The sequence below is a fragment of the Curtobacterium sp. NPDC086286 genome, assembly GCF_044746255.1.
Taxonomy (GTDB): Bacteria; Actinomycetota; Actinomycetes; order Actinomycetales; family Microbacteriaceae; genus Curtobacterium.
Map to the genome: position 1 here is coordinate 360,152 of NZ_JBIVBW010000003.1, position 15,161 is coordinate 375,312.

Here is a 15,161-nt window from a genome sequence, read left to right on the forward strand (position 1 = left end):
GTGCTGGCCGTCGTCACGTTGGTGGCGCTGCTGGGGTCGTTGTTGGCGGTGGTCTCGCCACCTGCTCCGGCGCAGGCGGTCGCGACGGGTACGGGTGGGCAGTTCGTGCCGTTGCCGACCAACGCCAGGATCTTCGACGGCGCCACGCCTGCCGGGTCGTCGACGACGGTGCCGGTCGCCGGGGTGAAGGGGATCCCCGCTGACGGTGTCGGCGCGATCAGTGTGCTGGCGACGGTCGCGGACGCGAACGGCACCGGGCAGCTGAAGGGTCGAGCGGAGTCGAGCGACGGGCCGACGCTGCTGATGATCTACGGCAGCGGAGTGGCGGGGAACACGTCGAACACGTCGTTGCTCGCGGTCGGGGACGACGGATCCATCCGGATCGACACGACGACTGCGCAGTCGCGGGTGATCCTGGACGTGACCGGCTACTACACGTCCACGGCGAACGGTGTCGGCGCTGGCGGGTTCGTTCCGCTGTCCGGGACCCGGATCGCGAACACGGCGGACGGCACGAACGTGCGGCAGGGTGCCCTGTCGGGTGGGGACGGCATCACGTTCCAGGTCACCGGCAAGGGTGGCGTTCCGACGAACGCGGCCGCGGTCGCGGTCAGTGTCGTGGTGCAGAACACCGGCGGTGGGGCCGGGTGGGTGCGTCCGTCGCCGTCCGATGGGCCGAAGAGCACGGGGTCGTTGAACTACCCGTCGACGAAGCTGACCACGGCGATGAGCGCGCAGGTCGCTGTCGGCTCCGATGGGAAGATCACGATCGACAACGCTCCCGACGGTGGCACGGTGCAGATCCAGGTCGACGTGCAGGGGTACTTCGTCCCCAGCAATCCGGGTGGCGGGTTCACTCCGGGAACGGGCCGAATCGTCGACACCCGCACGTCCTCGAGCGTCGGGGCGAATGCGTCGGTCGCGGTGCAGGTCGCGGGAGTTGCTGGCATCGGGACGGTCGAGGGTGGCCTGTCGGCGGTCGCGGTGACGGTCACGGCGATCCACTCGGGCACGACCGGCGGGTACGCGAAGGCATGGGCGGACGGTTCCTCCGAGCCCACCGGGGCGGTCATCGGGTACGCGCCGACGTCGTCGATCCGGACGACGACGGCGATCCTGCCCGTGGGGTCGAACGGGAAGGTGCGGATCCAGAACGTTTCCTCGGGGACCACGGACTTCGTGCTCGACCTGCAGGGCACCTACAACTGGCTGCCGGGCGGACCCGTGTCGACGAACGTCACCGGGCAGCGGACGTCCGCGACGACGTTGCCGTTCCCGATCTCGGACCAGACCAACGCGAGCGTCGACGTCGGCACGGGCAACCTGCTCGTCACCACGAGTGCGCTGACCCTGCCGGGTGTGACGCAGAGCACGACGATCGGTGCTGCGTACAACTCGCGGTCGACGACGACGGCGAACAGCAACACGATGGAAGCGAACCGGTGGCAGTACGCCCTCGCTGGTGCCGGGGACCTGTCGGCGAACGCTGCGGGTGTGGTCTACACGGACGCGGTCGGGACGGCGTGGCAGTTCAAGCCCACCGGGACCGCTGGTGCGTTCACGTCCCCGCCAGGCCTGCAGATGACGTTGGCGCGGGTCGCGAACGCGGACACGCGGGAGTACACGCTGACGTCGTGGACGACGAACCAGGTCATCCACTTCACCCTCGGCGGCCAGCCCAAGTCGGTCAACGACCGCAACGGCAACCAGGTCAGCTTCAACGTGGCGGCGGACAAGTTCTCGCTCGGCACCCTGGTCTCCACTGCCGGCACCGATGGCGCGAAGACGGCGAACGTGTCGTACGCGAACGGGAAGACGACGTTCACGCAGACGTCCGGCTCGTCGTCGCGGAGCGTTTCGTGGACGAAGAACGCCGCGGGTGACATCACGACGTACACGGACGCGACCGGTGCGACGACCACGTTCGGGTACACGAGCGGGGACCTCACCTCGATCACCGCACCGACCGGCGGGGTGACCTCGTTCACGTACGACTCCACCAAGCGGGTCACGAAGGTGTCGCAGGCGAACACCACCGCCGGGTCCCCGGGGACCGCGGTGACCCGCTTCGCGTACACGGACGGTGACACTACCCAGGTCGCCGACCCCCGCTCGAACCAGTCGCAGCCCGTCGCGACCGCGGACCACACCACGTACACGCTGAACGCCGGGGACCTCGTTACGAAGGCTGTCGACGCGGCGGGGCGTGAACGGTCCAAGACGTACAACTCGGCGAACAACGGCACAGCCACCTCGACCGTCGGGAAGGCTGATGGGTCGGGCGAGCTGCCGGCATCGACGTCGTCGAACGAGTACGGCAAGAACCAGAGCCAGTCGCTCACACAGACCTCGAGCAGCTCCGGCTCGAAGTCGAATGCCGCGTACGACGCATCCGGCGCGTCGGCGAAGTACCTCCCGTCCTCCACCACGGACTCCTCGAGCAACACCACCTCGTTCACCTACGACGGTCCGGGGAACCAGACCTCGACCGGCACCGGCACGGGTCCGGAAGCTGCCGAGGCGAAGCTCGAGTACAACAAGAAGGACGTCGACAAGTACGCCTGGGGTGCGGTGAAGTCCGCTACCGCTCCGGGCAACACGGTCAAGACGACGTACGGCTACGACCAGTACAACCAGCTGTTCACAATCGACGCGCCGGCGAACACGGTCGGGCAGCAGAAGTACGCCTACGACGCGTTCGGCCGCGTCTCGTCCCACACCGACGGTGGCGGCGGTGCCACGTCGTACACGTACGACAACGACGACCGGCTCCTGACGACCACGTTCGCCGACAGTGCTCTGACGGTGACGAACACGTACGACGGCAACGGCAACCAGCTCACCCAGCAGTCCGCGACCGGGACCATCACGAACACGTTCGACCAACGCAACCGGCTCATCTCCACGGTCAACACCGCCGGCGGCGGAACCGTGTCCTACGGGTACGACCTCGCGGGAAACACGGTCCGCGTCACCGACCAGCACGGTGACGTCACGCACAGCTACGACCCGTCGAACGTGCTCACCGCGACCACGTACCCGACCGATGCCGGAACGGCGAAGCAGATCTACCTCACCGATGACCACGGCCGCCGCACCGACACCTGGCTCGGCGCATCGAGCGCCGCAACGCCTGGTGTGAAGCCGGCGTCGTGGCAGGGCCATCAGCACATCGACTACGACTCCTCCGGCACGGTCACCCGTGTCCGCGCCTGGGCCGGCGACAACGACGCCACCCCGGTCGTGAACACCCTCTACTGCTACATCGCTGGCGCCGCCACCAGCAGCGACTGCGCAGCGGACAAGGCCAACGACCGCGACAAGCTGCAGTGGTCCCGCAACGACCTGCCCGGCAGCGGGCAGAAGACGACGTCGTACACGTACGACTCGAACAGCCGCCTCACCAAGGCTGCGCAGGCCGGAGGCGCGACGAACACGACGTGGGCGTACACGTACGACGCGGCGGGGAACCGGCTCACCGCGAAGCAGACCGGTGACAGCACGAGCTCGCAGACGTTGACGTACAACGCGGTCGGGCAGATCACCTCGGCCGGGTACGCGTACGACGGGGTCGGGAACCTCACCGCAGCACCGGGTGAGACCTTCACGTACAACGATGCGCAGCAGCTGACCGCATCGACGAAGAACGGTGTCACGACCCGGTACGAGTACGCCGGTGCCGACATGACCAAGCTCCTCAAGCAGTCCACGGACGGGGGAGCGGAGTACGACTACACATATGGCAAGGGCATCACATCCCGCACCGTCGCCGGCACAGGCACGGCGTCGGTGATCAGCGACCCGACGACAGGGCAGCCGATGGACCTGCAAACCACCGACGGTGTCACGAGCATGTGGGTCATCGACGGCATCGGGAACCCGGCGGCAGCGATCGCCGACACCGGCAACACTGCTTACACGGTTTCCTACGACCCTTACGGGGCGGAGACCGTCAACGGCGGCTCGAGCGCTCAGTGGCAGCAGAACCCGTACGGGTTCAAGGCCGGGCTCCGCTCGTCCAGCACCGACAACGGGCTTACGAAGTTCGGGTACCGGTGGCAGACCACCGCGACCGGCGGATGGATCCAGCGCGACACCCTCGACGCACCCCTCAGCCCCACCAACGCCAACCGATACGCGTATGCCGGCGACGACCCTATCAACAGCAGCGACCCAACCGGTCGAAGCACGTTCGGGAACGCGCTGGGCATCGCAAGTACGGCACTCGCGATTGGCGGTCTTGCGGCAACCGCCACCGGGGTCGGGGGTCCGGCTGGTCTCATCCTCGGCGGCTTGAGTTCGGTCGCGAATACCTGGTCAATTGCGGAGAACGGTGGGTCGGCAAGCGAGGTAGCTGGGGCAGCCGTCCTCGGTACGGCATCGCTGGGGTTCGGTGTTGTCGCAAGCCCGGCTGTGCTCAACGTCGGGAGGACAGCGAGCACCGTAGCCTCAGGTATTTACGGCGGGATTGAGATGGCGCAAAGCGCCGCAGTTAGCTAACAAAGGGAAGAGTAATCGATGGGCGCATCAGTGTTGCCATGGCTACCATGGGTCATGGTCCCTATTATCGTTGCAGCGATCGTGTACGCAGCGGCATCTAGTCGAAAAAACAAGTGAATCCGGTAAAAATTGGCTTCTCGCTGAAAGTGCGAATTGCCATTTCGATAATTTTCGGTTCCTTATTACTGTTCGCTGCCGTCGTGAGCTTCTTCGACATCCGAGCGATGTTGCTCGTAGGCGTATCTGCTGCTCTTTGGTGGCGAATATTGTCACTCAAAGTGACCTTCTTCCCGACAGAGATGATCATCACAGGCTTCTTTTCTCAGAAGCGGGTAAACTATCGCAATGCCGTCGGCATTGAGGATGGCGCAAAACTAATCTACCTTCAGGCGGGTCGTCGGAAAAAGGCGATAATAGCGCTCGCGCTAGGCTACTCCACCCCAGACGACAGAACCCCGGACGGTCGGATGAAGCGAGAGATAATCTCAACGTTTGACGACTGGAAGCGTGGCGCGTCAAGTCGCCCCGCATAGGTTCGGCCCCGCGTCCTCCGTTTTCGACAGTGTCGTAGGCAGCTTTGTCCCGTGAGGGCCTCGACTTTCTTGCTCGCGAGCGCTACCATTGTGGGCATTGGTGCGATAGTGGCGTTATTTCTAGCCCCGAATTCAAGAACTGGTTTTTCCTGTTCGAGATGATCGTGATCGGGCTAATCGTGACTGCTGTTATTCTTCACCATCAACCACCTCGGCAGGGTTAGCATCGACCCCCGTTACTTTCTTCGTGCCCGTCGTGGACTGATGCTTGAGGGACATCGTGTCCCTGCTTCCGTTTCGATGGGGTTGGCTGCCCGCGTTGCGACTCTGTCGAGGCGGACAGAGGAGGGAGGTCGCTCTGGACGGCGGGCGAGCACAGCCGGAGCAAGCTGCTTGAGGCGCCCGGCGCCGGGCAGAAGACGACGTCGTACACGTACGACTCGAACAGCCGCCTCACCAAGGCTGCGCAGGCCGGAGGCGCGACGAACACGACGTGGGCGTACACGTACGACGCGGCGGGGAACCGGCTCACCGCGAAGCAGACCGGTGACAGCACGAGCTCGCAGACGTTGACGTACAACGCGGTCGGGCAGATCACCTCGGCCGGGTACGCGTAAGACGGGGTCGGGAACCTCACCGCGGCACCGGGTGCGACGTTCACGTACAACGACGCGCAGCAGTTGACGGCGTCGACGAAGACCGGCGTCACGACCCGGTACGAGTACGCCGGCGCCGACATGAACAAGCTCCTCAAGCAGTCCACGGACGGGGGCGCGGAGTACGACTACACGTATGGCACCACCGACCAGCACGGCGTCCCCGTGATCACCAGCCGCACCATCGCCGGCACCGGGACGGCGTCCGTGATCAGCGACCCGACCACCGGACAGCCGATGGACATGCAAACCACCGACACTGTCACGAGCATGTGGGTCATCGACGGGATCGGGAACCCCGCAGCAGCGATCGCGGACACCGGAAACACCGCCTACACCGTCAGCTACGACCCCTACGGCGCGGAAACGGTTCGGGGCGGCACCAGCGCGCAGTGGCTGCAGAACCCGTACGGGTTCAAGGTCGGGCTCCGCTCGTCCAGCTCCGATAACGGGCTGACGAAGTTCGGGTACCGGTGGCAGTCCAACCTCACCGGCGGCTGGCTCCAACGCGACACCCTCGACGCACCCCTCAGTCCCACCAACGCCAACCGATACGCATACGCCGGCGATGACCCCATCAACGGGGCCGATCCGGTTGGCCGATTCAGCGCTGACACGCAGGGAGCAATCTTGGGAGGGCTTACGACACTCTTTGTTGGGGCAGTTGGCTGCACTCCGGGCCCAATTGGTTGTGCCGCGGGAGCTTATGTCGGGGGCGTCCTCGGGTCTGGAATTGGCTCTGCGCAGACTGCCTACGTAAACGGCGAAGACACGCAATCCGCCTTCTTTACAGGGATCAAGACCGGGTTGGTGAGTGCATTGGTACCCGGTATCGGAGGCGCGCTTTACGGTGGAGTGAAGTACGCATGACCAAGAAAATCGCCCTGCGTGCCTTCAGCGCTGTACTGGCCGCCATAGCAATTGCAATTCTGATTGGGCTCCTGATTTCAATTGGGAGTTCTGACGTCCCAATCTTTCTCGTGATGGCCCTGGCGGCAGTTTCCTTTGGGGTCGCTTCGGTAACGGTGTGGCGACGATCAAGTCAGGATGCGGACAGACGGCGGCTATAAAGCATGCGGGTCATTGACGGCATCGGGAACGCTGCAGCGGAGATCACGGGTACCGGCGACACCAGCCGGGTCCGCCACGAGGAGCGGTGTCCGGATCACCGACACTCGCGCTCGGCTCGACGACCTCGTGATCCGGTAGGGTCGACGGATGAACCCGGGTGGAGGGATGCCCTTCGAAGTCTGGATCGTCATCGTGGTAGCGCTGGTTGCGGTCGGTGGGGCTCTCGCGATCTTCCGAGGCCGCCGCAGATGAACATCTGTTGCGACACAGATCGGGCTGTGGCATGAAGATCCTGCTGATCGCGATGTTCGTCGTGGGCGCAGTGCCGTTCGCAGCAGGCGTCGTCTACTGCGGTATCAACTTCCGTCCTGGGCGCGAGTTCCCGCCGCGGAAGTGGCCGATGGTTGTGATGGTCATCGGGTTCTTGCTCGCCGCCGCCGCTGTACTCACGGGGATGGCGACGAGCGGACCTGGCCTTGCGTAGCGTTCCGCGAGCGGCTCGCGACCGCAGGTCGTAGCCGACGCACCGGAGCCGCGCCGCGCCTCCTGGCCCCCAACACGCAGAACGGCCGGCCCCTGTCGGAGCCGGCCGTCCTGCGGAGCGGGAACCTACGCGGTGAGCACCGCAGCCGACGGATCGAAGTCCTCCGGCAGCGGCGGGACACGGTCCACCGTCGACGTGATGTCGACCGCGGAACCCGACGCAGCCGCGTCGCGGATGCCGAGCAGCACGTCGAGGACGTGCAGCGCGACCGCACCCGAGGCACGCTCGGGACGGTCCTCGGCGATGGCGCGCGCGAGCTCGACGACCCCGGTGCCACGGCCCCAGGTGGAGCCGATCGCCTCGAGGGTCTCGGGCTCCTCCTGGCCGTAGCGCCAGAGCTGCGACGAGCCCTCGAACGTGTTCGGGTCCGGCAGCGAGATCGTGCCGAGCGTGCCGTTGATCTCGACGAAGCCCATGCGCGGCAGCGCGTGCTGGAACGAGAACGTCGACTGGGCGGACTGCCCGCCGGCGAACTCGATCAGCGCGGCGTGGTGCGTGGGGACCTCGACCGGGAACGTCTCACCGGCGCGGGGGCCGGACGCGATCGTGCGACGGTCGAGCGACTTCGAGGACACGGCCTGCACGCGGCTGGCGGTGCCGAACGCGTGCACGAGGGTCGTCACGTAGTACGGGCCCATGTCGAACAGGGGACCGGCGCCCTCGGCGAACAGGAAGTCCGGGTTCGGGTGCCACGCCTCGGGTCCGGGCACGTGGAACAGCGTCGTCGCGGTCAGCGGCTCGCCGATGTCACCGCGGGCGATGGCACGGAGCGCTGTCTGGATGCCCGCGCCGAGCACGGTGTCCGGCGCGGTCGCGACCCGGAGTCCCTTCGACGCAGCGGAGGCGAGCACCGCGGCGGCCGAATCGTGGTCGGTCGCGATCGGCTTCTCGCTCCACACGTGCTTGCCGGCGTCGATGATCTGCTGGTCGACCTCGGCGTGGGCCGCCGGGATCGTCAGGTTGATCACGATGCTGATGTCGTCGCGGGCGAGGAGCTCCTCGACCGAGCCGGACGCGCCGACCCCGTACTCGGCTGCCTGGGCCGCTGCGCGGTCGAGCAGCACGTCGGCGACGAACCGGACCTCGACGTCGGCGAACTTGGTCAGGTTCTCCAGGTACTGCGTGGAGATGTTGCCGGCACCGATGATGCCGATCCCGACACGGGTCACTTGTCGTTGTCCTTCAGCCAGGCGAGGGACTCGGTGATGCCCTCGAAGACGTCGCCGGAGTACGCGTCGAACTCGACGACGCGGATGGCCTGCGGCGCCGCGGCGAGGATGGCCGGGACGTCGACGTCGCCCTGACCGGCGGGGGTCTGGTTCTCGAAGGCACGCTGCAGCGCCTCCGGAACGACGAGTGCGCTCTCGGACGACGGCAGCGCGGTGAGGATGTCGCCGTCGACCTTGCCGTCCTTGACGTGGATCGCGACGACGCGGCCGCCGAGCGACTTCAGGACGGCGGGGGCGTCGGCGCCACCGACGGTCGCCCAGAAGGTGTCGAGCTCGAGCACCGTCTCCGGGCTGATCTGCGAGACGAAGTGGTCGTAGACCGTGCGGCCGTCGACCTTGTTCGTGAACTCCCACTGGTGGTTGTGGTAGCCGAACTTGAGGCCGCGCGAGGCTGCCTCGGCGGTGAGGACGTTGACGCGCTCGGCGATCTTCGCGACGTCGTCGGCGGTCTGCCAGCGGTCGGTCGGGATGAACGGGTCGATGACGGTCTGGATGCCGAGGCGCTCGGCCGCGTCCCAGATCGGGGCGGTGTCCTCGGCGTCGATCACGGCGACGTGGCCGGACGGGGCCGTGAGGCCGGTGGCGGCGAAGGCGCGCTCGAGGTCCGCGGCACGCTCGACGAACGCGTAGGGCTCGACGTTCTCGTACCCGATCTCGGCGACACGGGCGATCGCCTTGTCGAGGTCTTCCGCGATGGCGTCGCGCAGCGAGTACAGCTGCACAGAGGTGGTGGGCATTGCGTGAGGCTCCTTCGGTCCTGACTGGGTGTCGCGGCACCGGGTGTCGCAGCACCGGGTGTCGCAGTCCGTCGAGGAGCGATGCTCCACGGCGAGATCGATGACGACGCTACCCCAAAAACCACCCGGTGTGTAGTTTTTGCTGCGCTCCGCGACGCACGCCGCTGCATGAACGACACCTGTCGATGTAAGCTCAGCCAGTCAAAACCGTGTGCAAGACGGTTTTGGACGGCGAAGCATCGACTCAAGGAGGCGTCATGAGCACACCCGAACCCGGCAGCCCGGCACTGCTGAACCCCGAAGAGGGCATCACGCAGCCGGTCAGCACGATGCGGGTGGGCATCGGCTACCAGATCGCGCTGTTCCTCGGACAGTTCGGCCTCTTCGTCGCGCTCATGGCACCGGTCTACGTGAGCATGCAGCTCAAGGCGCAGGCCCTCGTCGGGGACGACGCCGCGAACGTCATCGGCTCCGTCCTGCCGATCGGTGCGTTCGGCGCGCTCATCATGAACCCCCTGGCCGGCGCGCTGTCCGACCGCACCCGCACCCGCTGGGGCCGGCGTCGTCCGTGGCTCATGAGCGGTGTCGTCGTCTTCGCGATCGCACTCGCCTGGATCGCCTACGCACCCGACGTGCTCAACCTGACGCTCGCGTGGCTGCTCGCCCAGCTCGCCGCCAACGCGACCCTCGCCACCCTGTTGGCGAGCTTCGCCGACAACGTCCCGCAGCTCCAGCGCGGCCGGTCGTCGAGCATCATCGCGCTCGCGCAGAACCTCGCCGTGCTCGCCGGCACCTACCTGTCGGTGTTCTTCGTCGCGAACCTGCCCGTGCTGTTCATCGCGCCCGGCATCCTGGCGATCATCCTCGTCGCCGTCTACGCGGTCGTCGCGCGGGACGAGCTGCCGACGTACACGCTCAAGAAGTTCACGTTCCTCAACCTCATCTCGTCGTTCTGGACGAACCCGATCAAGAACCCGGACTTCGCGTTCGCGTGGTGGTCGCGCTTCCTGATCATCCTCGCGACGTTCATGTTCACGACCTACCGGCTGCTCTACATGCAGGAGCACATCGGCATCGAGGACGCGAAGCAGGCCACCGAGGCCGTCGCGTTCGGCGTGCTGCTCTACACGATCGCGCTCCTGGTCAGCGCGGCGCTCTCGGGGTGGGCGTCCGACAAGCTGGGTCGCCGCAAGGTGTTCGTCGGCGGCTCGACGGCCCTCTTCGCGGTGGGCCTCGTCGTCCTCGCGCACGCCGAGACCGTGAACGGCTTCTACGTCGCCGAGGTCATCATGGGCTTCGCCTACGGGATCTACTCCGCGATCGACACCGCACTCGTCGTCGACGTGCTCCCGAACGCCGACCGTCCGGGCAAGGACCTCGGCGTCATCAACATCGCGAACGCGCTGCCCCAGTCACTCGCGCCGGCGATCTCGCTCTTCTTCCTGTCGATCGGCAGCTCGCACGCCGACAACTACGTCCTCATGTGCTGGGCCGCGGGTGTCGTCGCACTCCTCGGCGCCCTTGTGGTGATCCCCATCAAGCGGGTTCGATAGCCGGATGCACCAGCTCGGGGTCGACGAGGACCGCAGACAGCTCGCCGGGTGGCGGAACGCCATCGTCATCGCATTCGCGATCGGTGGGGTGAGCCTCGCTGCGTGGGGTCCGCGGCTGCCCGAGCTCCGGCTCGAGCTCGGTGTGGACGTCGGGACCATCGGACTCATGCTCGGCGGCGTCACGATCGGGTCCATCGGCGGCCTGCTCAGCGCGGCCCCGCTGCTGCGCCGACTCGGCGGGCGCCGGGCGCTCACCGCGGTGGTCGTGCTGGTCCCGGTCGCGATCGCCGTCATCGGGACGGCAGCCGCGCTCCACTCCGTCCCGCTGGCAGCGGTCGGGTTCGTGGTCGCCGGCGCGGGCATCGGCTCGCTGGACGTGATGGCGAACGTCGAGGGCACGGCGATCGAGGCGCTCGCGGGGCGCACGCTGCTCCCGCTGATGCACGCGGCCTGGTCGGGAGGCGCGGCCCTCGGCGCCGGGATCGCCGCCCTCTGCGCGTGGCTCGGCATCACCCCGTCGGCGCAGCTCCTCGGTGAGGCCGTCGTCATCCTCGTGGTCGGTGTGCTCGCGATGCGGGGCATCCCGGACGGCACCCGTGCCGAGGAACACGACACGACGCTCACACCCCGGCAGCGACTCCGGCAGTGGGCACGAGGGTGGGCGGACGTCCGACTGCTCCTCATCGGGGTGGTCATGCTCGGCGTCGAACTCGGTGAGGGCTCGGCGAACAACTGGCTCGCCCTCGCCACCACCGACGGGCACGGGCAGACCGCGGCCGTCGGTGCGCTGTTCTTCACGGTGTTCGCCGTCTCCGAGGCGGCCACCCGTGTCTTCGCCGGACCCGTCGTGGACCGGCTCGGTCGAGTGCGGACCGTGCGGTGGACGACCGCGCTCGGCATCGTCGGCGCCGTGCTCTTCATCGTCGGCGGGAGCTGGTGGCTCACCCTCGTGGGCGTCGTGCTCTGGGCTGTCGGCGTCTCGATGGGCTTCCCGCTCGGGATGTCGGCGGCGGCGCAGAGCGGCCCGAACCCGGCGGCCCGTGTCAGCGTCGTCGCCTCGATCGGGTACTTCGCGAACTTCGCGGGGCCGCCCGTGATCGGTGCGATCGCGGAGCACGTCGGCGCGCTGAGCGCGCTCTGGCTGGTGGCGGTGCTGTTCGTCGCGGCGTTCGCCGCGTCCGGCTCGTTGCGGCCCGTCGTGCGCCGCGACTGACGGAGGGACTGCGGGACGGGAGGCGCGGTGCGGGCCCGCACCGTCCCTCCAGGCCGTCCACTGGTCACGCTGGCTAGCGTGGACGGATGCTCGACGCCGCCTCGCTGACCTGGGACCCACCTGCCGGACGCATCACCGGCGTCGCGGACGGGAGTGTCGTCCGGGCCCTCGGCATCCCCTACGCCCGTGCCGAGCGCTTCGCCGTCCCGGAGCCGGTCCCCGCGTTCGCCGAGCCGTTCCCGGCGACCACCCCGTCGCCCGTGGCGGCGCAGTCGCAGGCGACCTTCGTCGACCAGCTGCTCCACCCGGTGGAGGGACTCGTCGTCGACGAGCACTGCCAGCGGCTGTCGATCACGGTGCCCGCCGACGCCCGGCCGGACGAGCGGCTGCCCGTCATCGTCTGGATCCACGGCGGCTCCTACGTCATCGGCGGCGGTGACCTGCCGATCTACGACGCGCGCGACCTCGTCACGGAGCAGCGGGTCGTGTTCGTCTCGGTGACGTTCCGGCTCGGTGTGCTCGGGTTCCTCGGCGACGGGGAGACCGTCCCGGCGAACCTCGGGCTGCTCGACCTCGTCGAGGCGCTGCGCTGGGTGCAGGCGAACATCGCGGCCTTCGGCGGCGACCCGGACCTCGTCACCGTGGCTGGGCAGTCCGCCGGCGGCGACGCCGCGGCCCACCTCATGATCAGCGACGGAGCAGCCGGCCTCTTCCGGCGGGTGATCGTCCAGAGTGCACCGCTCGGGCTGTCGCGGGGTCGGGCGCGGATGAACCGGGCGATGGTCCGGGCCGTCGGGGCCGTGCTCCCGGACACCCCGCTCGACGAGGTGCTCGATCGCCAGGCCCTCGGCAGCCGCGCCGCCGCGCCCTTCGGGTTGCCCGGAGGCATGCCCTACGGCACCCAGTACGGGTTCGCGCCGCTCCCCGCCGAGCGTGACACCGGGCAGGCCTGGCGCGACGCGGCTCCGGACGTCGACGTCCTGATCGGCTCCGGTGCGGACGAGACCGCGATGTACGTGCCGCTGATCCCCGGGCTGCGATCACTCGCCCGGGTGCGAGCCGTGCGACCGCTGCTGCGCTGGCTGCTCGTGCGCCCGCTGTCCGAGGTCATCTACGGGCGGGACGTCCGTCGGTTCGCGGCGCGGCACCGGGCCGCCGGTGGTCGGGCGACCTCGTACCGGCTGCACCGCGGCGCGACCGTGCAGCCGACCGGGGCCGTGCACATGAGCGACCTGCCGCTGCTGCTCGGCGGTCGCGAGGCCTGGGCCGGCTCGCGCTTCGTGCCGCAGCGGGACTGGCCCGAGGTCGAGCGGCGCGGGCGGGCCTTCCGGGCGATCTGGGCGGAGTTCGCGCGGACCGGTCGGGTCACCGCGGCGGACGACGAGACGCTGACGTTCGACCGGGGCTGACAGGCACCTGGAGCCGGGTGTCGGACCGGTGTCGCCGGGCGGTGCGGTTGTGCGCCGGCCCCGCCGACACCGGCCAGGGCCGCAACGGCTTCACTGACCCCGAGGCCCGCCGCGTCGTGATCGCCGCGCACCTGTCCCGGAGCACGCCGCCAAGACCTTGATCCACGAACTCGCGCTCGTGATCCTCGGACACACCGACGACCTGACCGAGTACGCCGAGCACCGCGGCCTCGTGCAAACCGAAGCCGAGAGCGTCGCCTAAGTCGTCGCCGGGCTCGTCGGGTTCGACACCGCCGCGAACGACTACTTCTTGTGGACGACGTGGCCGACGCACGTGTCCGTTCGTCGTCAAGGGCTCGGCATGACCTGGTGGCTCCACAGCGCCTGGTGGCTGTGGGCGATCGCCGCGGGGTTGTCCATCTGGGCAGCAGGTACAGCTTTCGAAGTCGTGCCGGACCGTCAGGGCCCGCATCGACGCCGGCGTCCTCGACCACCGCCTGCGGAGCGACCAGCACAAGCCGGTTCGTCGGACCGAGACGAACGGCCGCGAATCGAGCCCGAGCAGCGCCGCGTCTACGGCCCGCTTTCGCAGGGCGCTGTTCGGCTTCAACTTCTCCGCGCGCTGGCCTGCTTTGCCGCGGCGTCGTAGTTGCAGATCGCGCTCACTAGGTGCGCGATCGCAAGCATCGCATTGAGCTTCGAGAAGTGACGGCGCGTGGTGGGGAAGTGCACACTGCCGTGCCGATTGAAGCTTGTGGGCACGGGCCCGTCGCCGATCGACTGCATGACGGTCCGCAGCTGTCCGACAAAGAAGAAGGACCGGAAGAGCTTCGGACTTGGCTGGTGCGTATCCACGATGGCGGACCACATCGTCTTGTGGAACTTCTTCACCAAGGACTCGAGGTTCACCGCGGCCCAGGTCTGCGCCATCTGGTGATGACCGTCGCGGTACCCAGATACGGCCATCCGGGCGTTCTCGGCGAACGGCAGGATCTCTGCGGCGGTCAGATCAGCAAGCAACGCCTCGCAGTCGTCCACGATCTGCTCGCGCCGACGGCTGAGGACCCTGCGGCGCTCTTGTGCCGTTTCAGCGGCGGCCAGCGCGTTCACGATTGGCCCGTCGAATACGTAGGCCAAGGGGAGCCCTTCCAGAATCCACGTCTCGTAGACGTCCGGGTCGTAGAAAACATCTTCTGGGCGAAGGTTCGGCGGAAGCGTTAGCCGCCGTAGCTGCTCCTGCGTCGGAAGGAACCGAGTGAACTGCCGGGAGTACTCCGCAAGGCTGTTGCTCAGGTTGCTGACGAGGCTCCAGTTCTGAGAAGCCAGCATGCGCTGGATCCGGAGCTGCGTGGCTATCAGCGTTGAGGTCTGAGCAGCGAATCGTGCCTGACGTGAGACGCTGTCGAGCAACTGCTGCACAGCATGGGATGTGCTGCTCTTCCACACGAACTGCTGTGCCCCAAGACCTCGGGCAAAGTTCAAAGTGTCAAATCTTGCTGCTCGCTCGACCGTACGGGCTACGGCCGCCCAGTTCGTGTTTGCGCGCAGTACGGGATCGATGTGGACGCGACCCCGCTCCTCTTGCGGGAGCGGATCTTCGGGCTCCGGTCGTTCCGTTGCCTCATCGTCGGGCACGCCGACCTCGTTCGGGTTCTCGTCTTCGGCGTCGTTCATGTTCAACAAGCTAGTTGAGCGCCGAACCCGGACTGTCTACGT

Annotated in this window: 11 protein-coding genes; 8 read left to right on the forward strand and 3 right to left on the reverse strand. The window is 67.6% G+C overall.

Annotated elements, in window-relative coordinates:
- The 5 genes from ACIPKM_RS07610 (at nucleotide 1) to ACIPKM_RS07630 (ending at nucleotide 7,244) form a co-directional block, all read left to right on the forward strand.
- Nucleotides 1-4,500, forward strand: a complete 4,500-nt coding sequence (locus ACIPKM_RS07610) for an RHS repeat-associated core domain-containing protein (RefSeq protein ID WP_261645817.1) — start codon at nucleotides 1-3, stop codon at nucleotides 4,498-4,500.
- Between the two features lie 200 nt (nucleotides 4,501-4,700).
- Nucleotides 4,701-5,033: a hypothetical protein gene (locus ACIPKM_RS07615; protein ID WP_261645816.1), complete on the forward strand. Its 333-nt coding sequence runs from the start codon at nucleotides 4,701-4,703 to the stop codon at nucleotides 5,031-5,033.
- A 389-nt stretch (nucleotides 5,034-5,422) separates the two neighbouring features.
- Nucleotides 5,423-5,650, forward strand: a complete 228-nt coding sequence (locus tag ACIPKM_RS07620; protein ID WP_402736537.1) for a hypothetical protein — start codon at nucleotides 5,423-5,425, stop codon at nucleotides 5,648-5,650.
- A gap of 63 nt (nucleotides 5,651-5,713) precedes the next feature.
- Complete coding sequence (locus ACIPKM_RS07625; RefSeq protein ID WP_402736490.1) at nucleotides 5,714-6,559, forward strand: RHS repeat-associated core domain-containing protein; 846 nt, start codon at nucleotides 5,714-5,716, stop codon at nucleotides 6,557-6,559.
- 484 nt (nucleotides 6,560-7,043) lie between these two features.
- Entirely contained in the window at nucleotides 7,044-7,244 is a 201-nt protein-coding gene (locus ACIPKM_RS07630; protein ID WP_336696804.1) for a hypothetical protein, read from the forward strand.
- 125 nt (nucleotides 7,245-7,369) lie between these two features.
- Here the strand turns inward: ACIPKM_RS07630 and ACIPKM_RS07635 are convergent, their stop codons facing one another.
- Nucleotides 7,370-8,473: a Gfo/Idh/MocA family protein gene (locus tag ACIPKM_RS07635; RefSeq protein WP_402736491.1), complete on the reverse strand. Its 1,104-nt coding sequence runs from the start codon at nucleotides 8,471-8,473 to the stop codon at nucleotides 7,370-7,372.
- Entirely contained in the window at nucleotides 8,470-9,270 is an 801-nt protein-coding gene (locus tag ACIPKM_RS07640; RefSeq protein WP_402736492.1) for a sugar phosphate isomerase/epimerase family protein, read from the reverse strand. Before ACIPKM_RS07640 ends, ACIPKM_RS07635 begins: the two co-directional genes overlap by 4 nt.
- Nucleotides 9,271-9,527: 257 nt before the next feature.
- On the opposite strand from ACIPKM_RS07640, the gene ACIPKM_RS07645 reads away from it, so the two are divergent.
- The 3 genes from ACIPKM_RS07645 to ACIPKM_RS07655 all read left to right on the forward strand — a co-directional run bounded on the left by ACIPKM_RS07645 (nucleotide 9,528) and on the right by ACIPKM_RS07655 (nucleotide 13,445).
- Nucleotides 9,528-10,823 (forward strand): MFS transporter, encoded by a 1,296-nt coding sequence (locus ACIPKM_RS07645; protein ID WP_071294300.1) that lies wholly within the window; start codon nucleotides 9,528-9,530, stop codon nucleotides 10,821-10,823.
- Between the two features lie 4 nt (nucleotides 10,824-10,827).
- Nucleotides 10,828-12,036 (forward strand): MFS transporter, encoded by a 1,209-nt coding sequence (locus ACIPKM_RS07650; RefSeq protein WP_092385701.1) that lies wholly within the window; start codon nucleotides 10,828-10,830, stop codon nucleotides 12,034-12,036.
- Nucleotides 12,037-12,122: 86 nt separating this feature from the next.
- The gene (locus tag ACIPKM_RS07655; protein ID WP_402736493.1) at nucleotides 12,123-13,445 is read left to right on the forward strand and encodes a carboxylesterase family protein; all 1,323 of its coding nucleotides are present in this window, start codon (nucleotides 12,123-12,125) and stop codon (nucleotides 13,443-13,445) included.
- Nucleotides 13,446-14,051: 606 nt separating this feature from the next.
- Here the strand turns inward: ACIPKM_RS07655 and ACIPKM_RS07660 are convergent.
- Nucleotides 14,052-15,119, reverse strand: coding sequence for a hypothetical protein (locus ACIPKM_RS07660; protein ID WP_402736494.1), 1,068 nt, complete (start codon nucleotides 15,117-15,119; stop codon nucleotides 14,052-14,054).
- Nucleotides 15,120-15,161: the final 42 nt, after the last annotated feature.